The 21719-nt window shown below is 72.2% G+C and carries 21 protein-coding genes; 13 read left to right on the top strand and 8 right to left on the bottom strand.

Annotated elements, in window-relative coordinates; genetic code table 11:
- Nucleotides 1-47 precede the first annotated feature (47 nt).
- Nucleotides 48-557 (bottom strand): hypothetical protein, encoded by a 510-nt coding sequence (locus JHD21_RS06685; protein ID WP_292672678.1) that lies wholly within the window; start codon nucleotides 555-557, stop codon nucleotides 48-50.
- A gap of 68 nt (nucleotides 558-625) precedes the next feature.
- Between JHD21_RS06685 and JHD21_RS06680 the strand changes: the two genes are divergently transcribed.
- Genes JHD21_RS06680 through JHD21_RS06670 form a run of 3 tightly spaced genes read left to right on the top strand, consistent with a single transcriptional unit; the run spans nucleotide 626 to nucleotide 2537 of the window.
- Nucleotides 626-1318, top strand: coding sequence for a maleylpyruvate isomerase family mycothiol-dependent enzyme (locus tag JHD21_RS06680; protein WP_292672676.1), 693 nt, complete (start codon nucleotides 626-628; stop codon nucleotides 1316-1318).
- A complete protein-coding gene (locus JHD21_RS06675) occupies nucleotides 1312-1986 on the top strand; it encodes an MBL fold metallo-hydrolase (RefSeq protein ID WP_292672674.1) in 675 nt (224 codons plus the stop codon). The genes JHD21_RS06680 and JHD21_RS06675 overlap by 7 nt, the downstream gene beginning before the upstream one ends.
- Complete coding sequence (locus JHD21_RS06670; RefSeq protein WP_292672671.1) at nucleotides 1983-2537, top strand: AAA family ATPase; 555 nt, start codon at nucleotides 1983-1985, stop codon at nucleotides 2535-2537. The genes JHD21_RS06675 and JHD21_RS06670 overlap by 4 nt, the downstream gene beginning before the upstream one ends.
- Before the next feature lie 18 nt (nucleotides 2538-2555).
- Here the strand turns inward: JHD21_RS06670 and JHD21_RS06665 are convergent, their stop codons facing one another.
- Nucleotides 2556-3683: an acyl-CoA dehydrogenase family protein gene (locus JHD21_RS06665; RefSeq protein ID WP_292672669.1), complete on the bottom strand. Its 1128-nt coding sequence runs from the start codon at nucleotides 3681-3683 to the stop codon at nucleotides 2556-2558.
- A 71-nt stretch (nucleotides 3684-3754) separates the two neighbouring features.
- Here JHD21_RS06665 and JHD21_RS06660 point away from each other — a divergent pair, with 71 nt between their 5' ends.
- The 6 genes from JHD21_RS06660 to JHD21_RS06635 are packed head-to-tail and all read left to right on the top strand — an operon-like array spanning nucleotide 3755 to nucleotide 9589.
- Entirely contained in the window at nucleotides 3755-4435 is a 681-nt protein-coding gene (locus tag JHD21_RS06660) for a helix-turn-helix domain-containing protein (protein ID WP_292672668.1), read from the top strand.
- Nucleotides 4428-5828, top strand: a complete 1401-nt coding sequence (locus JHD21_RS06655) for a hypothetical protein (protein WP_292672666.1) — start codon at nucleotides 4428-4430, stop codon at nucleotides 5826-5828. The genes JHD21_RS06660 and JHD21_RS06655 overlap by 8 nt, the downstream gene beginning before the upstream one ends.
- Nucleotides 5825-6682, top strand: a complete 858-nt coding sequence (locus JHD21_RS06650; protein WP_292672664.1) for a phosphatase PAP2 family protein — start codon at nucleotides 5825-5827, stop codon at nucleotides 6680-6682. The genes JHD21_RS06655 and JHD21_RS06650 overlap by 4 nt, the downstream gene beginning before the upstream one ends.
- 4 nt (nucleotides 6683-6686) lie before the next feature.
- Nucleotides 6687-8039, top strand: a complete 1353-nt coding sequence (locus JHD21_RS06645; RefSeq protein ID WP_292672662.1) for an MFS transporter — start codon at nucleotides 6687-6689, stop codon at nucleotides 8037-8039.
- Nucleotides 8036-8647, top strand: a complete 612-nt coding sequence (locus JHD21_RS06640) for a hypothetical protein (protein ID WP_292672660.1) — start codon at nucleotides 8036-8038, stop codon at nucleotides 8645-8647. Before JHD21_RS06645 ends, JHD21_RS06640 begins: the two co-directional genes overlap by 4 nt.
- A 54-nt stretch (nucleotides 8648-8701) precedes the next feature.
- Nucleotides 8702-9589, top strand: coding sequence for an arginase family protein (locus JHD21_RS06635; protein WP_292672658.1), 888 nt, complete (start codon nucleotides 8702-8704; stop codon nucleotides 9587-9589).
- A gap of 42 nt (nucleotides 9590-9631) precedes the next feature.
- Here the strand turns inward: JHD21_RS06635 and JHD21_RS06630 are convergent, their stop codons facing one another.
- The 3 genes from JHD21_RS06630 to JHD21_RS06620 are packed head-to-tail and all read right to left on the bottom strand — an operon-like array spanning nucleotide 9632 to nucleotide 12265.
- Nucleotides 9632-10744, bottom strand: a complete 1113-nt coding sequence (locus tag JHD21_RS06630; protein WP_292672656.1) for a ferredoxin--NADP reductase — start codon at nucleotides 10742-10744, stop codon at nucleotides 9632-9634.
- A gap of 13 nt (nucleotides 10745-10757) precedes the next feature.
- Nucleotides 10758-11060 carry a hypothetical protein gene (locus JHD21_RS06625; RefSeq protein ID WP_292672654.1) on the bottom strand — a complete coding sequence of 101 codons (303 nt, stop codon included), beginning with the start codon at nucleotides 11058-11060 and terminating at the stop codon, nucleotides 10758-10760.
- Entirely contained in the window at nucleotides 11060-12265 is a 1206-nt protein-coding gene (locus tag JHD21_RS06620) for a Rieske 2Fe-2S domain-containing protein (RefSeq protein WP_292672652.1), read from the bottom strand. The genes JHD21_RS06625 and JHD21_RS06620 overlap by 1 nt, the downstream gene beginning before the upstream one ends.
- A gap of 78 nt (nucleotides 12266-12343) precedes the next feature.
- On the opposite strand from JHD21_RS06620, the gene JHD21_RS06615 reads away from it, so the two are divergent.
- Genes JHD21_RS06615 through fadD1 form a run of 3 tightly spaced genes read left to right on the top strand, consistent with a single transcriptional unit; the run spans nucleotide 12344 to nucleotide 16236 of the window.
- Nucleotides 12344-13531: an acyl-CoA dehydrogenase family protein gene (locus JHD21_RS06615; protein WP_292672651.1), complete on the top strand. Its 1188-nt coding sequence runs from the start codon at nucleotides 12344-12346 to the stop codon at nucleotides 13529-13531.
- Between the two features lie 6 nt (nucleotides 13532-13537).
- Nucleotides 13538-14650 carry an acyl-CoA dehydrogenase family protein gene (locus JHD21_RS06610; protein ID WP_292672650.1) on the top strand — a complete coding sequence of 371 codons (1113 nt, stop codon included), beginning with the start codon at nucleotides 13538-13540 and terminating at the stop codon, nucleotides 14648-14650.
- A gap of 20 nt (nucleotides 14651-14670) precedes the next feature.
- Nucleotides 14671-16236, top strand: coding sequence for a fatty-acid--CoA ligase FadD1 (gene fadD1, locus JHD21_RS06605; RefSeq protein ID WP_292672648.1), 1566 nt, complete (start codon nucleotides 14671-14673; stop codon nucleotides 16234-16236).
- 21 nt (nucleotides 16237-16257) lie between these two features.
- Here the strand turns inward: fadD1 and JHD21_RS06600 are convergent, their stop codons facing one another.
- A complete protein-coding gene (locus JHD21_RS06600) occupies nucleotides 16258-17745 on the bottom strand; it encodes a protein adenylyltransferase SelO (RefSeq protein WP_292672646.1) in 1488 nt (495 codons plus the stop codon).
- 84 nt (nucleotides 17746-17829) lie between these two features.
- Nucleotides 17830-18555, bottom strand: a complete 726-nt coding sequence (locus JHD21_RS06595) for a hypothetical protein (protein ID WP_292672644.1) — start codon at nucleotides 18553-18555, stop codon at nucleotides 17830-17832.
- A 247-nt stretch (nucleotides 18556-18802) separates the two neighbouring features.
- Here JHD21_RS06595 and JHD21_RS06590 point away from each other — a divergent pair, with 247 nt between their 5' ends.
- Nucleotides 18803-19276 carry a GyrI-like domain-containing protein gene (locus JHD21_RS06590; RefSeq protein WP_292672641.1) on the top strand — a complete coding sequence of 158 codons (474 nt, stop codon included), beginning with the start codon at nucleotides 18803-18805 and terminating at the stop codon, nucleotides 19274-19276.
- 88 nt (nucleotides 19277-19364) lie between these two features.
- Here JHD21_RS06590 and JHD21_RS06585 read toward each other — a convergent pair whose 3' ends face one another.
- A complete protein-coding gene (locus JHD21_RS06585; RefSeq protein ID WP_292672639.1) occupies nucleotides 19365-21482 on the bottom strand; it encodes a glycoside hydrolase family 3 C-terminal domain-containing protein in 2118 nt (705 codons plus the stop codon).
- Nucleotides 21483-21719: the final 237 nt, after the last annotated feature.

The following is a 21719-nucleotide window of genomic DNA, read 5'->3' as shown; positions in this document are numbered from 1 at the left end:
GGGGGGCGGTCTCCCCCGAACGGGTGAGGGCCTGGCATCGGCCCAGGTCAGGGACGGTAGAGCTCGGACATCTGGATGAGAAGGCCACGCTCGAACCACAGTGCCGAGGTGACCGGGGAGACGTCCAGTGCCCTCCGGTAGGCCCGGCACGGAGCCCGCTCGTCCGACCCGGCGTGGTAGCCCAGCCGGATCGCGGCGGTGCAGATCAGGTCGGGTGGGCGCGCGACCGTGACCGGGTCCCCGATGGGGAGCTGGACGTAGTCGTTGGAGACGTCGATCCCGTGCGCGGCCCCGAACGCCCTGGCCCGGTCGCCCCAGAGGACGGTCAGCGGCTGGACGGTGACCGTCCTGGCGTCGTACGCCAGCACGTCACCGATGAGCGGATGCCGGTCGGGACAGGTGGGGATCGGCCGCGGGTCACCCATCCCCGGGTCGCACGGGACGGCCCGGACCGCCGGAGGTGGTGGGTCACGCGGGGGCATGGCTTCGGCAGGCGAACCGATGCCCGGCGCGCCGGTCGCCAGGGCACCCAGCGCCAGGGCACCGACAAGCGTCATGCCACCGCGCGGCGTCCTCACAGCCCTGGGACGTACCGCCGGCCGGGAGAGTTGTGTTGGATGGAGCCATGCCCGACTCCGTCGTCCCCCTGCTCGAGTCCGCCACCCGGCGGTTGGTCCGCACGGTCGACGCGATGGCCGACTTCCAGTTCGCCGAGCCCAGCCTGCTGCCCGGGTGGTCCCGCGGCCACGTCGTCGCGCACCTGGTCCTCAACGCCGAGGGCCTGGCCGGCGCCCTCGAGGGGGTGCGCGAGCACCGCGGGGTCCCGATGTACGCCTCCCAGGAGGCCCGGGACGGCGACATCGAGAGGCTCTCGGGCGTCGGCCCGTCCGTCCTGCGGGACCGGTTGCTGGCCTCGACCTCGGCCATCCACGACGCCGTCGAGGAGCTGCCCGAGGACCTCTACGCCGCCCGGATCGAGCGGACACCGGGCAGCGACCGGACCTTCACCGCCGGGCGGGTCGCGGAGATGCGCCTGCGCGAGGTGGAGATCCACCACGCCGACCTGGACCTGGCCTACACCTGGGCGGAGTGGCCGAGCGACTTCACGGTCCTGCTCCTCGACAACCGCAGCGCCGTGCACGACGGCCCGCCGTTCACCGCGCACGCCGTCGACCTCGGCCGTACCTGGTCCTTCGGCGAGGGCGGGCCCACGGTCACCGGCCCCGGACCGCTGCTGGCATGGTGGGCGACGGGCCGGGACCCCGGCGACGGGCTGACCAGCGACGACGGCGAGCTGCCGGGGATGGAGACGTGGTGACGTACACGGGAGAGGTCGAGGTCGGCGGCGGCGCGCAGACCCGCGAGCTGGAGCACCTCACGATCACCAAGGTCGCGGTGGACCAGAAGATGTCCAACAACGCCTACCTGCTGCGCTGCACCGGCACCGGTGACCAGGTCCTCATCGACGCGGCCGCCGAGCCCGAGACCCTGCTCCCGCTCGTCGGGGACGCCGGGCTGGCCGCGGTGGTCACCACCCACCAGCACTGGGACCACCACGGCGCGCTCAAGGACGTCGTCGAGGCGACCGGGGCACAGACCGTGGCCGGCGAGCCCGACGCCGACGCGATCACCGAGCAGACCCAGGTCACCGTCGACCGCCGGGTCGGCGACGGCGACACCGTCGCGGTCGGCGACTGCACCCTCGAGGTCATCAGGGTCACCGGCCACACCCCGGGGTCGATCTGCCTGCTCTACACCGACCCGTCCGGGCACCCGCACCTCTTCACCGGCGACTCGCTGTTCCCCGGTGGCGTCGGCAACACCTTCGGCGACGCCGCGGCCTTCCAGCAGCTGGTCGACGACGTGGAGAACAAGCTGTTCGCCCGGCTCCCCGACGACACGTGGTTCTACCCGGGCCACGGCAACGACTCGACGCTCGGCGTCGAGCGGCCGCACCTGCAGGAGTGGCGCGAGCGCGGCTGGTGACCCGGCAGCCGCTGGTCCTGCATCTCAACGGTGCACCCGGCGTCGGCAAGTCGACGTTGGCCAGGCTCTGGGCCGACCGGCATCCCGGCACCCTGCTCCTCGACATCGACGTGCTGCGGACCTGGGTGTCGGGCTGGGAGGACGACTACGTCGCCGTCGGCGCCACCGTGCGCCCCGCGGCGGTGGCGCTGCTGAGCGCGTACGTGAGGAACGGCGGATCCGTGGTGCTCCCGCAGCTCCTCGCCGACCCCGCTGAGCTCGACAGGTTCCGGTCCGCGGCGCTCGAGACCGGCGGACGCTGGGTCGAGGTCCTCGTCGAGGCGGACGACGTTGCCGCACGCTTCGGCTCGCGAGCGATCGACCAGCCGCATCTCGAGGCGGTGCACCGGCTCGTCGAGGCCGCCCCCGACGATCACCTGGCGCGGTACGTGGACCGGCTCCGCGGCCTGGTCGACACCATGCCGGGCGCGGTCCGGCTCGCCACGACGGACGGCGACGTCGAGGCGGCGTACGCAGTCCTGGTCGAGACCGTCCGGGACGCCCCCGGATGAGCCCGGCCCGTCGGCTGTTCAGGCCAGCGCCCGCCGGCCCACCAGCTCCAAGGTCGCCTCGGGCGTGAGCGGGTGGAACGGGCCGCCGCGGACGTCGCGGTAGGCACGCTCCAGGGGTGAGCCGCGGAAGAACGCCGAGCCCCCCGCGACCTCGAGGGCGATGTCGACCACCTCCCGGGCCTCGTTGACCGCGTGCCGCTTGGCGAGCATCACCGTCTCCAGGGTCGCCTCGTCGGCTGCCGGGTCCGGGCCGATCTCGTCGACGGACGCGAGCAACGCCCACAGGGCGACCCGCAGACGGGACCGCATGTCCCCCACCTGGCGGACCGCTCCGGGCTTGGCGAGGCTGACCGCCTGGTCGCAGGCCCCGGCGGCGACCCCGAGGTACGCCGCCCCGGCCAGCGGGGCGAAGTGGATCGCGGCCACGAGCAGGGGTCCGGACAGCTCGCCGTACGGCCGGGTGCCGGCGATCTTCTCGGCCGGGACGAACACGTCCTCGAGCACCAGGTCGTGGCTGGCGGTGCCGCGCATGCCGAGGGTGTCCCAGGTCTCCACGACCGAGACGCCCTCGGCCGAGAGCGGCACGCCGGCGTGCAGCACGGTGGCTCCCGGCCCCGGCTCCCCCAGCACGGCACAGGTCGAGACGACGCCCGCCACGGGCGCCTGGGAGCAGAACACCTTGCGCCCCGAGAAGAGGTAGCCGCCCTCGACCTCGGTGGCCACCGTGGTGGGCGACACCCAGTCCGAACCTCCGCTGGTGGCCATCACCAGGCCGTCGGCGACCTTGGCCAGCACGGCCTCGGCGTCCGGGGCCCCGCGGCGCCGCCGCCAGCACTGCACCAGGGTCAGGTAGTGGTGCATCGTCGACGAGAGCGCCGCCGCCCCCGAGTGCCGGCCGAGCTCGTGCTGGGCGAGCACGAGCTGGCGCATGGTCGCCCCGGCGCCGCCGAGGTCGGCCGGCACGGCCAGCCGGAGGTAGCCGGCCGCGTGCATCGCGTCGTAGGCCTCGGTGACGAACGTCGCGTCGCGGTCGTGGACGGCGTCGTGCTCGGCGGCGACCCGGCCCATCTCGGCGGCGAGCGCCACGACGTCGGCGTCGGTCAGGGCGTGGGTGACGGTGTCTGGGTCAGCGGTGAGGAGAGTCATGCTCCCAAGGTCACGCCCGGCGCTGGCGCGGCCTAGTTCCGAAACTGAACCACGTGCGCGATGATCCAGACATGTCCCGCTACGGGCAGTACTGCCCGATCACCCGCTCCCTGGAGATCCTGGGTGACCGCTGGACGCTGCTCATCGTGCGGGACCTGCTGGTCGGGGCCCGGCGGTTCAACGAGATCGCCCGCGGGCTGCCCGGGATGTCCCGCGCGATCCTGTCCAAGCGCCTCGACCAGCTCCAGCGAGCCGGCCTCGTCCGGCGGACCGACGACGGCTACGAGCCGACGCAGGCCTGCCAGGAGCTGATGCCGATCATCTTCGGGCTGGCCGAGTGGGGCGCGCGCTGGGCCTTCGGCAAGCCACGTGAGGACGAGCTCGACCCGACCGTGCTGATGTGGTGGATCCGCGGTGGTATCGATCCGGAACCGTTCGGCGACCGCCGTGTGGTGCTCCAGGTCGTGCTGCCCGAAGGACGGCGGACCCGCTTCTGGTTCGTCATCGACCCGCACGACGTGTCCCTCTGCTTCAACGACCCCGGCCACGAGGTGGATCTGCTGCTGGAGTCCGACCTGGGTGTGCTCTACCAGGTGTGGGAGGGCGTCTTCGAGCTCCGCAGCGCCCTCCGCGAGGGTCTCGTCCGGCTGACCGGGCAGCGCGACCTCGTGCTGGTCTTCCCCGAGGCGCTGAAGTTCTCCCCCGTGGCGCCCTACGTCCGACGAGCCCTGGCGCGGCCGATCGATGCGTGAGCTTCCACTGGCACTGGCCGCGCTCCTCGGCTGGCTGCCGTTCCTCTGGCGTCCGCTGAGCCCGGACGAAGGGGGCTACCTCATCGTGGCCTCGCAGTGGGGACCTGGCTCCTCCTTGTACGGCGACTACTGGGTGGACCGGCCGCCGGTGCTGATCGGCCTGTTCGCGCTCGCCGACGGTCTCGGGGACCGCTGGGCGTTGCGACTGCTCGGGTGCCTGGCGGTCGTGGCGACCGTCCTGCTCGCGGCGTGGGTCGGACGGCTGGCCGCGCCGGCCACCCGGATCGGGCCGACCCTGGCCGCGGGGACCGCGGCGCTCTTCACCTCGACCCGTTTGTTCGGCGGCGGCGCGGTCAACTGCGAGGTGCTGGCGGTCCCCTTCGTCCTGGCGGGCCTGGCGGCGGCGATCGCGGCCGCCGCGACGAGGTCGAACGTCCGCGCGCTGGCCCTGGCGACCATGGCTGGTGCCGCGGGTGCCCTGGCCGCGCTGACGAAGCAGAGCCAGCTGGACGTCTTCGCCGGGGTCCTGGTCCTCACGCTCGTGACGCGCCGGCCCCGGCTGCTGGTGGGGACGTTGCTGGGCGCCGGGCTCACGCTGGCGGTCGTCCTCGTCGTCAGCCAACGACTCGGCACACCGCCCGCGGAGCTGTGGGACGCCGTGGTGGTGTTCCGCGGTGAGGCGGCCCAGGTCATCGCCGAGTCCTCGACGGAGACGACCCCACGCCGGTTCGTGGGCATGATCGGAGCGCTGTTCCTCACCGCCGCACCGTTCGTCGCGGTCGGGCTCCTCGTCCGGCTGCGGGGGCCGGCGACGTACGGCGTCGTCGACCTGCGCTGGCCGGCGATCGGCGTCCTCGGCTGGGAGCTCGTCGTCGTCGTGCTCGGGGGCAGCTTCTGGCTGCACTACCTGATGGGTCTCGTCCCCGGCCTGGTGCTCCTGGCCGCCGCCGCGTCGCAGCGCAAGCTGCAGGCCGGACCCACGGTGGTGGTGCCCTACGCGGCGGCTGCGGTGTCCACCGTGGTCACGTTCGCCGTGGTCCTCGCCGTGCCGCTGGACCGGAAGGAGGTGCCCGCCATCGACTACCTCCGGGCGCAGGCCGAGCCCGGCGACACCGGCGTCGTGGCCTTCGGCGCCGCCAACATCCTCCGCGAGTCGGGGCTGACCTCCCCCTACGAGGACCTGTGGAGCCTTCCGGTCCGGGTCCGAGACCCGCAGCTGACCCGGTTCACCGCACTCCTGCTGAGCGACGAGGCGCCGACGTGGGTCGTGACCCAGGGGGCGGAGGTCGACACCTGGGGGGTCGACGGGGACGACGCCGACCAGGCCCTCCGGGACCGGTACCAGCTCGCCGCGACCGCGGGTGACTTCACGATCTTCAGGCTCGACGAGTGAGACGACGTTCGGCCGCGGCGGCGTACGTCGTCGCGCTGGTCGCCTGGTCGGCGCTGGTCGGGATCCCCAACGACCCGGTGGGCATCCTGCTGTGGGGCTGGCTGGCGCTGGTCATCGCGGGCCGGCACGAGGGCTTCTGGCGCGACTGGCGTCCCTATGTGGTGGGGATGGTCGTCTACTGGTTCCTCCGCGGGCTGGCCGACGAGACGTTCCTGGGCCCGCACTTCGACTACACCGTCCGCTTCGACAGATGGCTCGGCGGCCTGCTCGGCGACGGCCGCACCCCCACCGAGCAGCTGCAGGACGCCTGGTGCGGCGAGCCGTGCCTCAAGAGCGGCGACGCCGACTGGTGGGACCTCGTGCTCAACACCGTCTACGCGTCGCACTTCTACGTCGCCGTGCTGCTGGGACTCGCGCTCTGGGCGCGCAACAGGACGCTGTGGCGGGACTGGCTGCGCCGCTACGTCACCCTGCTCTTCGTCGGGCTCGCCGGCTACTTCCTGGTCCCGACCGCCCCACCCTGGATGGGCATCGACGCCGCCCGCATCACCAGCCGCGCCTGGGGCGAGCTGGGCCTCGAGCGCCAGAACATGATCCTGCTGGGCATGCCCAACCAGGTCGCCGCGATGCCCTCGCTGCACACCGGCATCTCCGCCCTGGTCGCCTTCTGGGCGGTCACCCGGCTGCGCTCACCGTGGCGCTGGCTGCTGCTGCTCTACCCCGTCGCGATGGGTGTCGCGCTCTGCTACTTCGGCGAGCACTACGTGATCGACGAGGTCGTGGGCGTCGCGGCGGCCGGCCTGGTGATGCTGGCCTGGTCGGTCCGCGACCGGCGAGACCGGCTGCGAGGATGACCGCGTGCGCCGTGCCGTAGGTCCGCTGCTCGCGGTGACCGTGGCGCTGGTGCTCGCGGACTCCGCGGTGGTCACGCTCGCCCTGCCGGACATCCTCCGCGAGCTGGACACCACCGTCGGGCAGGTCGCCTGGGTGCTGATCTCGTTCAACGTCGTGCTGGGGATCTGTGCCGTGCCGACGGCCATGAGCCTCACCCGGGTGCAGCCCCGGCTGGTCAGCGCCGTGGGGATCGCGGTGTTCGCCGGTTCGTCGGCGTGGTGCGCCTGGGCGGACTCCATCGAGGTGCTGATCGTGGCGCGCTGCGTGCAGGCGCTCGGCGGGGCGTTCGCGCTGCTGGGCTGCCTGGAACTGCTGGTCGCGGAGCACGGTGAACGCCGCGGCGTCGCCGCCTGGGTCACCGCCGGCGTGATCGGCACGGCCACCGGGCCGGTGGCGGGCGGTCTGCTCACCCAGGCGATCTCGTGGCAGGCGATCTTCGTGGTGCAGGTGCCGTTCGCGGTGCTGGCGGTGCCCGCCGCGCTCGCCGTGCGGGCCGAGCCGGAGCGCACGCCCGACCGGCACCGTCCCGCACTGCTCCCCAACCTCACCCTCGCCCTGCTGTCCGCGGCCCTGACCGCCGCACTGTTCCTTCTCGTCCTGCTCCTCGTCGAGGGATGGCGCCGCGACCCGGCGACCGCGGCCCTGACCGTGTCCGTCGTGCCGCTCGCGGCGCTGGCGGCGGGACCGCTGGCCCGTCTGCTGAGGCCCCCGCACGCGGTCGAGGTCGCGGCGGGCTGCTTCCTCATCGCGGGCGGGCTGGTCGGACTCGCCATCCCGCCTGCGGCGCACCTCGCCTGGACGGTCGCGCCGCAGGCGCTGGTCGGCCTCGGGCTCGGGATGACGGTGGACCGGCTCACCGCTCATGCCATGGAGCTGAGGCTCCCCCGGGTCCGCCACGCGGGGTGGACCATCGGCGCGCGCCACGTCGGCGTGGTGGTCGGGCTCGCCATCCTGACGCCGGTCTTCACGGCGGACCTGCGCGATGCCGAGGCGCCGGCCGAGGAGGCCATCGCCGCCCTGGTCCTCGACGCGCCGCTCGAGGCGCAGGAGAAGATCGCGGTGGCGGAGGCGCTCGGCCGCGAGCTCGCCGGGCAGGAGGGGCAGGTCCCGGACCTGCGCCGGGCCTTCGAGAGCGTGACCGTGGAGCCGGAGAGGCGGCCGGCACTGGCCCGGCTGGAGCGCGACCTCGACGTCCAGCTCGAGCGTGCCGCCACCCGGGCGTTCCGGGACTCGTTCCTCATCGGTGCCGGCCTCGCTCTGCTCGCCCTGCTCGCCGTGGCCCTGCCCCGCCTGCGGAACCCGGGAGTGACGGCATGACCGGGGGCCTGCGGATGGTGGGACTGCCGGCAGTCGCGCTCGCGCTGGTCGGCGGCGTGCTCGGGGTGCAGCTGGCGTACGGCGGCGGCGACTTCGAGCCGCTCCGGCCGGCCGACCCGTGCGTCGCCCGGACCGTGACCTCGCAGTCCGAGGGCATCGACGCCCTCACCGAGCGCCTGGTCCTGCTCGGCATCGACGGCGCCGCCTGCCGCCTTGAGGTCAGCCGGGAGCGCCTGACGCTCGAGCTGGCCGAGGGCGGAGAGCCCACGGAGGCCGTGGTCGAGGCGCTGCGCGACGGCCTGCTGGCCGCCGTACGCCGGATGGAGGACGACGGGACCCTGCCACCGATCTCGGACCTGGTCGACGAGGCTCTGGACAACGCGGACCTCAACGGCCTCCTCGAGGCCGCGATCCGAGCGTTGCCGGACTCGGTCATCGACGCGGCCCTCGAGACCGACGACGTGCTCACCCGCGCGATCGACGACCTCGACCTGCGCAGCATCCTCGAGGACGTCGACGACCAGGCCGCCCTCAACGACCAGATGGAGGCCGCGGTCACCCAGGCGGTCAAGGACTCGCTCGTCGACCGGCTCCGCGACCTGATCTGAGGTCGGGGCGCCCAGCGCAGGGAGCTGCGCTCGCACGTGGTCCACGATGGTTGCATGGACGCCTCCGACTGGTTCCTGCTCGGCGCCCCCTGGGACTGCTCCGGGTCGGGTCGGGGCGAGCAGCTGGCACCGGCGGCGCTACGCCGAGCAGGCCTGGACCGCCTGACCGCTGCGGACCTCGGCGATGCCGACTGCACGATCAGCGGCACCGAGCGCGACGAGCACAGCGGCGTGCTGGCCCTGGCCGAGACGGTGCGCGCCGCACGGGCGCTGGCCGATGCGCTGGAGAGCGGGCTGCACGGCCGGCCCGGCCTGCGGCCACTCGTGGTCGGCGGGGACTGCAGCATCCTGCTCGGGATCCTCCCGGCGCTGCGCCGCCACCACGGCCCCGTCGGGCTGTGGTTCCTCGACGGGCACCCCGACTACCTGGACGGGCGGACGTCCGAGACCGGTGAGACGGCCGACATGGACCTCGCGGTGGTGACCGGCGACGGGGCCGACCCGCTGGTCACCCTGGCCGGCGCGCCGCCGATGGTCCCGGTCGGGGACGCGGTCCTGCTCGGTCATCGCACGGTCGGCCTCGATGTGGGCTCAGAACAGGACGTCGCACGCCTGCCGGCCGACCTTCGCCGCATCGACGCGGCCTCCGTCGCCGACGACCCCGAGCGTGCGGGACAGCACGCGGCCGCCTGGCTCGCGAACGCCGGCCGGGGCGCCTGGCTGCACGTCGACCTGGACGTCGTGGACATGGGGGCGCTGCCCGCCGTCACCTACCCCCAGCCCAACGGGCTCGACTGGGACCAGCTCACGGCGGTGCTCCGGCCACTCGGGCGCTCGCCCCGGTTGCTCGGCGTCAGTGTCGCTGACTTCCGACCCGATCTCGATCCCACCGGTGAGCTCGCGCTGCGGATCGTCGAGGTCCTCGACCGGGCGCTGCCGTAGCCGGCGCGGACCGGCCGGCCTGCCGGACCTGCGACCGCCGGCTCAGTGGTAGGTGACCTTGACGACGTCGGTGACCGGCAGAGACTGGCAGCCGAGCCGGATCCCCTCGGCCAGGTCCTCGTCGTCGAGCACGTCGTTGTGGATCATCTTCACGTCGCCCTCGAGCAACCGGACCGCGCACGCCGAGCACTCCCCCTCACGGCAGGAGTAGGGCGCCTTGACCCCCTTGGACTCCAGGAAGTCGAGCAGCTTGCACCCCGGCTCCCAGTCGTCGAACGCGTAGGTCTGGCCGTCGAGCTCGACCTCGACCTCGACGTTGCCCTCTGGGCCGGGCTCCGGCACGGAGGTGTCGGAGGTCCCGTCGGAGCCGAAGTCCGTGTCGGCCTCGGCCTCCTCGAGCTCGTGCTCGGCCTTCTCGACCTCGACGGCGTCGCCGAACGGGTTGCCGCCCAGGGAGATGAACTTCTCCTGGTGCCGCCGTTCGCGGGGGAACTCGAGTTCGCGCAGCGCCGCGATGGTGAGCTTCATGAACGGTGCCGGGCCGCAGACGAACGCGTCGTACGTGGTGAAGGGCTCGATGAACGACTTCATCTGCTCCTGGGTGGGCAGGCCCTGCACCGACTCGAGCCAGTGGACGACCACCAGCCGGTCCGGGTGGGCCGCCGCCAGTGCGGCGAGCTCCTTGGCGAAGATCACCGAGGACTCGTCGCGGTTGGCGTAGAAGAGCACGATCCGGCCGCTGCCGTGCGCCAGCGCGGTGCGGGTGATCGACATGACCGGCGTGATGCCGCTGCCGCCGGCGAAGAGCAGGAGGTCGGCGTCCAGCGACGCGGGCGTGAAGATGCCCGAGGGCGGCAGCACCTTGATCGTGTCGCCCTCGCGGAGGTTGTCGCAGATCCAGTTCGAGGCGTAGCCGTCGGCGGTCCGCTTGACCGTGACGGTGAGCGGGCCACCGTCGTGCGGCGACGACGACAGCGAGTAGCAGCGGGCCGCCACCCCGGTCTGGTCGCTCGGCACCGCGAGGGTCAGGAACTGGCCGGGCTTGTAGTCGAACTCGGCCTCCGCGCCCTCGGGCACGGCGAACGAGACGGAGTGGGCGTCCGCGGTCTCCTCGACCACGTCGACCACGGTCAGGTCGAAGACGTGAGTGTCCATGGTGGAGAGCGAGTCACCAACCGTCTTCGGCGCCGATGGGGACCAGCCCCTCGCGGGCGGCGGCCTCGATGCTGGCCACCAGGCGCGGGCACGCGGCGTGGACGGGCCGCCCCCCGGGACTCCGGTCCATCCGGGAGAACTCCGGGCACTGGCGCAGCGCCTCGTCGTTCCACTGGATGGAGGTGTGGTGCTCGCTGTTCTTCTTCACCGAGACCTTCGCCAGGCAGTCCAGGCACGCGACCTCGGTGAGCCGGGCCTGCGTGTAGAGACGCTGGTCCTCCAGCGTCTCCTCGCTGGTCGGGACGAACGACGCCATCAGGTGCCAGTCATCGCCGAGTCGGGCGCCACGTCGTCGGACCTCTCCGCCTCGGCGTGGCCGTGGCCGGCGCCCTCCTGCTCCGCCTTGCGGCGCAGGTTCTCGGCGACCTCCTCCTGCCAGTACTCGTTCGCCTTGGTGGTGTCGACCTCGAACTCGAAGCGGTCGGTCATCTCCGGGACGACGTCGGCCTTGTCGACGTAGAACTGCTCGTACCAGCGGCGCAGCTGGTAGACCGGCCCGTCCTCCTCGCACAGCAGCGGGTTCTGCACCGGCGCCTTGTTGAGCCAGATGTGGACGTCCTGCTCGAACCCCTCCTTGAAGGTGTCCGAGTAGCGCTTGCCGATGTACTGCGCGGTCTCCTCGTCGACCCCTTCGGGCTTCTTGACGCAGACGCCGTACTGCAGCTTGAACGAGTTGTCGCTCGTGGGCACGTGGCAGTTGATGAGGATGACCTCGGTCTCGAAGCCCTTGTAGTCGACCCAGAGCCAGTTGATCATGTACGACGGCCCGTAGTAGGACGCCTCCGACTTGAGCACCAGGTCCGCGTCCCCGTAGCCGCTGCCGCCCATGTCGGGGCGGCCCTTCGACTCCATGAACTGGGTCGCGACGTGTCCCTCGAAGACGTTGCGGAAGCTCGTCGGGAACGCGAAGTGGATGTAGAAGAAGTGCGCCATGTCGACGACGTTGTCGATGATCTCGCGGCAGTGCGCGGTCGGGACGTCGAGCACCTCCCACGTCCAGTCGGTGTACTCGTCGGTGCCGACTCCCGGCAGCTCCGGAGGCAGGATGTCCAGGTCGGCCTCGGAGCCCTCGACGTCGTGCCAGATCATCAGGTGCCCGTTGCGGATGACCGCGGGGTACTTCTGGGTGCGGGCGCGGAGCGGGACCCGGCGGGCGTAGGGGATCGACTTGCACTTGCCGTCGCCGCCCCAGCGCCAGTCGTGGAACGGGCAGGCGATCTCGTCACCCTTGACCGTGCCCTGGGTGAGGTCGCCGCCCATGTGCCGGCAGTAGCCGTCGAGGACGTTGATGTTGCCCTGGGTGTCGGACCAGACGACCAGCTTGCCGCCGAACGCCTCCACGGCGTGGGGCTTGCCGTCGTTGAACATCGACTCGAGGCCGAGACAGTGCCAGCCCCGGGCGAATCGCTCCGGTGGCGCCCCATGGTCCAGGGCGCGCGTCTTCGTTGCGGTGTCGCTCATCAGGGTCGCCTCCCGCTCAGGTGCACAGCTCTCGACTAAGACTAGAACACGTTACAGTTTCAGGATAGTTTTGCGGCCATGCGCATCGCCCTCGAGCCCGAGCACGTGGCTCTCAAGGAAGAGCTCCAAGGCTACTTCGCCGAGCTGGTCACGCCGGAGGTGAAGGCGGGCCTGGCCAGCGCGACCGGCGAGTTCGGCGAGGCCGGCGTCTACAAGGCCGTGATCAGGCAGCTGGGCACGGACGGCTGGCTCGGGATCGGCTGGCCGGAGGAGTACGGCGGCCAGAACCGGTCGATGATCGAGCAGCTGATCTTCACCGACGTCGCCGCCGACTTCGGCGTACCGATCCCCTATCTCACGCTCAACACGGTCGGGCCGACGATCATGCGCTACGGCACAGACGAGCAGAAGGCGGACTTCCTGCCCAAGATCCTGGCCGGCGACCTGCACTTCTCCATCGGCTACTCCGAGCCCGGCTCGGGCACCGACCTGGCGTCGCTGAAGACGAAGGCGGTGCGCGAGGGGGACGAGTTCGTCATCAACGGCCAGAAGATGTGGACGTCGCTGATCCAGTACGCCGACTGGATCTGGCTCGCCTGCCGCACCGACCCGGACCTGCCGCGGCACAAGGGCTTGTCGATGATCCTGGTGCCGGCCGACGCCCCGGGCTTCTCCTACACCCCGGTGCACACCGTGGCCGGTGTGTCGACGAGCGCCACCTACTACGAGGACGTCCGCGTGCCCGTGGGCAACCTGGTCGGTGAGCTCAACGGCGGCTGGTCGCTGATGACCAACCAGCTCAACCACGAGCGCGTCTCCCTGACGTCGTCCGCACCGCTGACCATGTCCCTCAAGCTGGTCCGCGAGTGGGCCCAGGCCACCAAGAACCCCGACGGCAACCGGGTGATCGACTCCGAGTGGGTGCAGATCGCGCTCGGCCGGGCGCACGCCAGGATCCAGGCGCTCACGCTGATCAACTGGAAGCTCGCCGCCGACGCCGACCAGAAGGTCGACCTGTCCCCCGCCGAGGCCTCGGCCACGAAGATCTACGGGTCCGAGCTGGCCACCGAGGTCTACCGCTCGCTGATGGAGGTCGTCGGGCCCAACGCGGGCGTCGTCGCCGGCTCCGAGGGCGCGGTCCTCGCCGGCCGGATCGAGCGCTTCTACCGCAGCGCCCTGGTCATGACCTTCGGCGGCGGCACCAACGAGATCCAGCGCGACATCATCGGCTACGTGGGCCTGGGCCTGCCGGCAGCGAAGAGGTAACGAGCCATGGACTTCACCTTCACCCCCGAGCAGGACGAGGCCGCCGAGCTGGCCGCCAAGATCCTCAAGGACCGGGCCACCAACGAGCGCATGAAGGCCGTCGAGGCCGACGGATCGCGCTTCGACAAGGAGCTGTGGGCCGAGCTCGGCTCCGCGGGCCTGCTGGGGCTGGCGCTCCCCGAGGAGTACGACGGCGCCGGGCTCGGCCTGGTCGAGCTGTGCCGGATCCTGGTCGAGGTCGGCCGCACGGTCGCCCCCGTCCCGCTGGCCGCGCACGGGCCGGCGTCGCGGCTGCTGGCCGAGCTGGCCGGCGACGAGCTCAAGGACCAGTGGCTGCCGGGCGCTGCGTCCGGCGAGCTGGTGCTGACCGCGGCGGTCGCCGAGGACCGCGCGTTCGCCCCGGAGCGGCCGACCACCGTGGCGACGCCCGACGGCGACGGCTTCCGGCTGACCGGGACCAAGACCATCGTCCAGGCGGGCACCGTGGCGGCCGCGTTCCTGGTCCCCGCGGAGACCCCCGACGGCGTCGGCGTCTTCCTGGTCGAGCCCGGTGACGAGGGCGTCACGGTGACCGCGCAGAGGTTCTCGGACGGTGACGAGGTCGCCCGCCTCGACCTGTCCGGCGTCGCGGTCTCCACGGCCCGCCAGGTCGGCCCAGCCGACGGCACGGCCGCGCTGAGGCTGCGGCACCTGCTCCTGGCCGCCGGTGCCGCCGAGCAGCTCGGCATCACCGAGGGGGCGCTGGCGCTCACGGCGGCGTACGCCAAGACCCGCGAGCAGTTCGGCCGCCCGATCGGCACGTTCCAGGCGGTCTCGCAGCGACTCGCCGACGGCTACATCGACACGCTCGGCCAGCGGCTCACCCTCTGGCAGGCCGTCTGGCGTCTCGACGAGGGGCTTCCCGCGGACACCGAGGTGGCGATCGCCAAGCTCTGGGCCGCCGACGCCGGGCACCGGATCGCGCACACCACCGTGCACGTCCACGGCGGCGTGGGGATCGACCTGGACGGCGAGGCGCACCGCTACTTCACCAGCGCCAAGCGGTTCGAGTTCCTGCACGGCGGCTCCACCGAGCAGGCGCTCACCATCGGCCGCGCCCTCGCCGCCGAGCCGGCCTGACGCCGCCGATGGCGGAGACGATGCAGCAGCTCCTGCGGGAGCGGCTCGAGGACGACAAGGTCGGCGTGCTCCACGGCGACCGGTCGTGGACCTGGCGCGACCACCTGACCGAGGCCGCCGCCGAGGCGTCCGCGGTCATCGGGCTCGCGGACCCGGACCGTCCCCTGCACGTCGGCGTGCTCCTCGGGAACACGCCCGACATGCTGCGGTCCATGGCGGCCGCCGCGCTCGGCGGCTACGTCCTGGGCGGCCTGAACACGACCCGCCGTGGCGACGCCCTGCTGGCCGACGTACGCCGGGCGGACTGCCAGATGGTCCTGGTCAACGACGAGCACGCCGAGCTCCTCGACGGCCTCGACCTCACCGGGGTGCGGGTGTTCGACGTGGACTCCGCCGAGTGGGCCGCGACCGTTGCCGGCGCCGGCTCGCTGAAGCCGCACGCCGAGGTCGGCGCGATGGACACGTTCATGATGATCTTCACCTCAGGCACCAGCGGCGAGCCGAAGGCCGTGCAGGTCCCGCACATCTTCCCGCTGTTCTCGGGCGCCAACCTGGTCGAGCGCTTCTCCCTGACCCGGGACGACATCTGCTACGTCTCGATGCCGCTGTTCCACTCCAACGCGGTCGTCGCCGGCTGGGCGGTCGCGGCCTGCAGCGGTGCGGCGATCGTGCCGGCCCGGTTCTCGGCGTCCCGGTTCCTCGACGACGTCCGCCACTACGGGGCGACGTACATGAACTACGTCGGCAAGCCGCTTGCCTACGTCCTGGCCACCCCCGAACGGCCCGACGACGCCGACAACCCGCTGCGGGTCGCGTTCGGCAACGAGGCGAGCGACCGGGACATCGAGGAGTTCGCGCGCCGCTTCGACTGCCTGGTGATGGACGGGTTCGGTTCCACCGAGTCCGCCGTGATCGTCACCCGGGTGCCGGGCACGCCACGCGGGTCGATCGGGCAGGGCTACGAGGGCGTCGCGATCTACGACGCCGAGACCGTCACCGAGTGCCCGGTGGCGGAGTTCGACGAGAACGGCGCGCTGCTCAACGCCGACGAGGCGGTCGGCGAGCTGGTCAACACGCAGGGGGCCGGCTTCTTCCAGGGCTACTACAACGACCCGTCGGCCAACGACGAGCGGATGCGGCACGGGATGTACTGGTCCGGCGACCTGGCCTACAAGGACGCCGACGGCTTCGTCTACCTCGCCGGACGGACCGCCGACTGGATGCGGGTCGACGGCGAGAACCTGGCCGCCGCCCCCATCGAGCGGATCCTCCAGCGCCTGCCGGCCGTCAACCGGGTCGCTGTCTACGCCGTGCCCGACGAGAACGTCGGCGACCAGGTGATGGCGGCGCTGGTGCTGCAGGACGACGCCACGCTGACCCCGGTCGAGCTCGAGGCCTTCCTGGCGGAGCAGGCCGACCTCTCCTCGAAGGGGTGGCCGCGCTACGTCCGGATCGCCGCCGACCTGCCGTCCACGGCCACCAACAAGGTGCTCAAACGGGAGCTGATCGCCCAGGGCCCCACCGCCGGTGGTGGCAGCCTCTGGGTGCGCGACGAGCGCGGGACGGCGTACCGCCCCGCCGGCTGAGCGCGGTCGCCGACCGAGCTCTCAGGTCCCGCAGTAGGTGGTGTAGGCGCCGAAGTCCGCAGGTGCCGGAAGGGCGTACCGCTCGAGACCCGGCCGCTCGTCGTAGGGCGCCCGCACCGCCTCCAGCAGCCGCTGGTACGCCGTCAGGTCACCGTCCGTCGCCGCGGTGAGGGCTTCCTCGACGAGGTGGTTGCGCGGCACGTAGACCGGGTTCGCGCGGTCCATCGCGTCGGCGTCCGGTCCCGTCGCGAGCCACCGCTCGCTCCAGGCGTCGAACGCGGGGAGGTCGAGGACGACTCCGCGGGCCGGCTCGGCGTCGCCGCGGACCAGCCGGGCCAGCGACCGGAAGAACGACGTGTGGTCGACGCGCCCCGAGCTCATCAGCGCCTCGAGCTCGGCGAGGAGTGGGGTCAGCACGGCGCGGTCGAGGCCCCCGGGCAGACCGAGCTTGGCGCGCATGCCCTCGGTCCAGGCGTCGGCGTACAGGTCGCGGAACCGCCCGAGGGACTCCTGGGCGACCGAGACCGCACCCTCCTCGTCCTCGTCGAGCAGGGGCAGCATCGCCTCGGCCAGCCGGGCCAGGTTCCAGGTGGCGACCGCCGGCTGGTTGCCGAACGCGTAACGGCCGCCGTGGTCGATCGACGAGAACACCGCTGCCGGGTCGTGCGCGTCGAGGAACGCGCACGGGCCGTAGTCGATCGTCTCGCCGCTGATGGTCATGTTGTCGGTGTTCATGACGCCGTGCACGAAGCCGACGTGCATCCAGGACGCCACCAAGCGGGCCTGGACGGCGATCACGCCGTCCAGGAGCGCGACGTACGGCGACCCGGTCGCCGCGGCCTCGGGGTGGTGCCGGGCGATCGCGTGGTCGGCCAGCCTGCGGAGCAGCGCCAGGTCGCCGGCCTGGTGCGCGAGGGCGCGGGCGTACTGGAAGCTGCCGACCCGCAGATGGCTGGACGCCACCCGGGCGAGCAGCGCCCCGGGGAGCACCGTCTCGCGCTGCACCCGGCGGCCTGTGGCGACGACGGCCAACGCGCGGGTCGTCGGGATGCCCAGCGCGTGCATCGCCTCGCTGATGACGTGCTCGCGCAGCATCGGGCCGACCGCGGCCCGGCCGTCGGCACCGCGCGAGAACGGCGTCCGGCCGGAGCCCTTGAGGTGCAGGTCGCGCAGCCGCGCGTCGGTGTCGACGAGCTCGCCGAGCAGCAGTGCGCGGCCGTCGCCGAGCAGCGGCGAGTATCCGCCGAACTGGTGGCCGGCGTAGCCCTGGGCGACGGGCTGGGCGGTCGGCGGCAGCGCCGTGCCGGTCAGCAGGCCGAGGCCGGCATCGCTGCGCAGCTCCTCCGGGTCCAGGCCGAGCTCGGTGGCGAGGTCCTCGGTGAGCACGAGCAGGCGGGGCTCCGGCGCGGCCTCGGCCTGCCACGGCAGCGCGAGCTCGGGGAGCTCGTCGGCGAACCGGTGCTGCAGCGGGACGGCGAGGACCGTCGGGGGTGCGTCGGTGGAGGTCATCGCACTCCAGTACACCAGCGGGCTGGTGGCCGGTCGGCCATGGTGGTGGGGCCGCGGACCGCGGCCCCACCGGTCACGGACACGTCAGCTGCTGCGGATGCTTCCCGAGAACAAGCAGGCGTCGCCGGCGCCGTAGGGGCCGTTGCCGCCGGGCAGGACGCCGTTCTTCACGCCCACGGAGAGCAGCCCGGAGATGGCGGTCCCGCTGGCGGAGAACGCGCCGAAGTCCGCTCCGTTGCTGGCGTAGTACTGCGCGCTGTTCAAGCCTTGGCTGGCGTACATGAGCTCGCGCCGGTCCTCGGGCGTGCTGGTGCTGAGGTAGTCATCGACGTCACCGCCGTGGAACTCGCCGGAGTCGCTGTCCAGCACGGCCCCGTCCTCCGAGGTCCGGATGTAGATGCTGGCGTAGGTCGACGGGTCGGCGCTGTCGGTGTAGCACTTGCCGTAGACGGTGAAGGGACCCTTGCGGAAGAGCACCGTCTCGGGCGCCGCGGCGCGGGCGGCGTCCTCGGTCGCCCCGGGCGTGGCAGAGACGCGGACCGCCGTCATCCTGTCCTCGAGGGTGCCGGGCGCGAGGTCGGCGGCCAGCAGCGAGCCGTCCTTGAGGTCCGCGCCGGTCAGGGACCGGTCCTTGACGTGCTTGCCCTCCAGCGTGCTCTTCTTGACGTCCTTGCCCGCGATGGAACCGTTCCTGATGTCCTTGCCGGTCAGCAGCTTCGCGGCGTACGAGCCGCCGCCGCCGAGGGCGGCGACGAGCGCGAGAATGGCGACGGCGAGCGCCGTCTTCGAGATGTACCTGTGACGAGTCACTTGTCCGTCCACTCCGGTCCTGAGGTGCTGTACGACCCAGCCCACCGAGGGCCGAGCGCCACGTTCGGTCGCGACAGCGCCGAGCCTCCTGCGTCGCGAGACCCGGACGTCAGGGGTCGATGTCCTCGGTCTGACAGGTCACCGTTCTCGGGCCGCGCTCGGAGACCCGGACCTCGGGACCAAGGCCTCTCCTCGAACCACCCTGCGAAGTGACTGAATCGTCGGACGAGCTGAGAGGAGTCCCCCCATGACCCACGACGTGGAGATCGTGACGGTCCCGGCCCGGACGAGGGCGGTCACCCGCATCCACGTCCCGGCCGAGGCGATGCCGACCATCGGCGAGCGGATGAGCGAGGCGTTCGCCACGGTGGTCACCCGCCTCGGCCGCGCGGGCATCCCGCCGACCGGCCCGGCGTTCGCGTGCTACACCCCGGCCGACGGGGGCTTCGACGTCGCGGCCGGCTTCGGGGTGCCGGACACGTTCGCGGCACCGCCGGGACTGGAGCGGATCGACCTCGGCGCCCGCGAGGTCGCCCACACCACCCACCTCGGGTCCTACAGCGGGCTGCCGTCGGCCTACGAGGACCTGCAGACGGAGGTCACCCGCCGCGGCCGGGCGCTGGACGGGGACAGCCCGATGTGGGAGGAGTACTGGAGCGGGCCGGAGACGCCCGACGAGAAGACCCGCACCGAGGTCTACTGGCCCGTCGCGGCGGTGTAGCCCCGGACCGCACCGACCCCGCCTACCCTCACACCGTGCGTCGCTTCCTCTGGTTCGCCCTCGGGCTCCTGCTGCTGGGCGCGCCCGGTCACTTGGCCAGGAGCGTGCGCGGCAGCCGGACGGCGCCCTTCAGGGGGAAGGTCCGCGAGTCCGGTCCGACGAACAGCTTGTAGCGGCCCTCCTCGATCACCCAGCTGTCCCGCTTCGTGCTCCAGTGCGCGAACGCTCTCGGGGACAGCCGGATGGTGATCCGCCTCGACTCCCCGGCGTCGAGCCGGACCTTGCGGAAGCCTTTGAGCTGGCGCTTCGGCTCACCGGTCTTCTTCGGGAAGCCGACGTAGACCTGCGGCACGGCCGCCCCGGCCCGGCTGCCCGTGTTCCTGACCACCAGCGACACCTTGACCGTGCGGCCCCGCGGCCGCACCTTCAGACCGCGGTAGTCGAACGTCGTGTAGCCGAGGCCGAAGCCGAAGGGGAACAGCGGCGTGCGCTGGTGGGCGTCGTACGCCCGGTAGCCGACGAGCAGCCCGTCGGAGTACTTCGCCACTCCCCCGACACCCGGGTACTGCGCCGCCGGGAACGACGCCTGCGCCTCGTCGACCGGGAACGTCTGCGGCAGCCGGCCGCCCGGCTCCGCCTTGCCGTAGAGCACGTCGGCGAGGGCGTTGCCATGCTGGAGACCGGCGTACCAGGGCACCAGGACGGCGCCGGCCCGGTCCAGCCACGGCATCTTCACCGGCGCGCCGATGTCGAGCACCACCACGTTGTCCGGGTTGGCCTGGGTGACCGCCGCGATCAGGTCCGTCTGGTCGATCGGCAGGTTCTGGCAGAAGATCGTCACGCAGATGCCCGGGTGCAGCCCCAGGTCGGGGCGGTCGGCGCCCTCGCTCGAGCCGTCGTTGGCCACCACGACCGCCAGGTCCGCGGCGGCGGCCGCGGCGACGGCGTCCGCCTGGCTGGAGCCGTCGACGTAGACGACCCGGTCGCCGTTCTCCAGCGCCTGCGCGGTGATGCCTTCCAGCGGGCTGACCACCCGGCCCGGCAGGCCGGTGCGCGACGAGCCGCCGCCGGAGACCGAGTTCATCGCACCGATCGGGCCGGCGGCCCAGCCGATGACCGCGATGGTGCGCCCGCCCGCCACCTTGGGCAGCGGGAGCAGGCCGTCACGGTTCTTGAGCATCACCGTCGCGGCCGCGGCGGCCCTCCGGGCGACGGCCTGGTGCGGGGTGCTGACGTCGGACGTGTACGTCGCGGCGTTCTGGTCGGTGCGGTGGTCGAAGAGACCGTGCCGGAACATCGTCCGGACGATGTTGTGGACCATCTCGTCGAGCCGGGCTCTCGACAGGGACCCGTCGGCCAGGGCGGCCTTGAGCTGCGGCGCGTCGAAGAACCGGCCGCCGGTCCCGGTCACGGGAGTCGCCGGCGTGGGCATGGCGAAGGCGTGCATCTCCAGGTCGAGCCCGGCATTGGCCGAGGGCGCGGTCGAGTGCACGGCGCCCCAGTCGGACACGACGAACCCGTCGAAGCCCCAGTCGTCGCGCAGGTAGTCGGTGAGCAGCGTCGGGTTCTCGCACGCGTACTTGCCGCCGACCTTGTTGTAGGAGCACATCACCGAGCCGACGTCGGCCTTCTTGACCGAGGCCTCGAACGCCGGCAGGTAGATCTCGCGCATCACCCGCTCCTTCGCCCGGACGTCGACCGTCATCCGGTCGATCTCCTGGTTGTTGAGCGCGTAGTGCTTGGCGTCGGCGATGACCGGGTTGTCCTGGATGCCCTTGATGACGGACACGGCGGTCTGCGAGGCGAGGTAGGGGTCCTCGCCGAAGTACTCGAAGTTGCGGCCGTTGTAGGGCGTCCGGGCGATGTTCATGCCCGGCGCGAGCATCACGTTGATGCCCTTGGCATGGGCCTCGGCCCCGATCGTGCGGCCGATGGTCCGCTGCAGCTGAGGGTCCCAGGTCGACGCCTGGGCCACGCCGGACGGGAAGGTGGTGGTGCCGTACTGCAGCCCCGCGACACCCGAGCCCGCGTCGCTGAGCACGAGGTCGGGGATGCACAGCTCGTCGATGCCGGTGATGTGCCCGGCGGTCCCGTAGTAGAGGAACCACGGCGGGTCGCTGAAGGTCAGCATGTGCAGCTTCTGGTCCAGGCTCATCGCCGCGACCAGCGCGTCGGCCCGCTTCTCGGGAGACTTGGACTTGTCCATCCAGCCAGCGCAGGGCCCAGCCGCCGCCGCGGTCGCCGCGGGAGTCGAGGACAAGGCAGCGGCCGACCCAGCGGTCAGGACGACGGCCAGCAGGGCACCCACGGTTCGACGCATGCCGGACCAACGCGTCGCACTGGTGCTCGGTTACGTCCGTGTGACATGAACCGGCCCCCTACTCCCGTCGGGGTCGGTGTCTGATCCAGGGCTGGTCGGTCTGGGTGCGGTGTCGTGGTGGTG

The organism is Nocardioides sp., from assembly GCF_016462705.1.
Classification (GTDB): domain Bacteria; phylum Actinomycetota; class Actinomycetes; order Propionibacteriales; family Nocardioidaceae; genus Nocardioides.
This window is presented reverse-complemented; position numbering and strand designations above follow the sequence as displayed.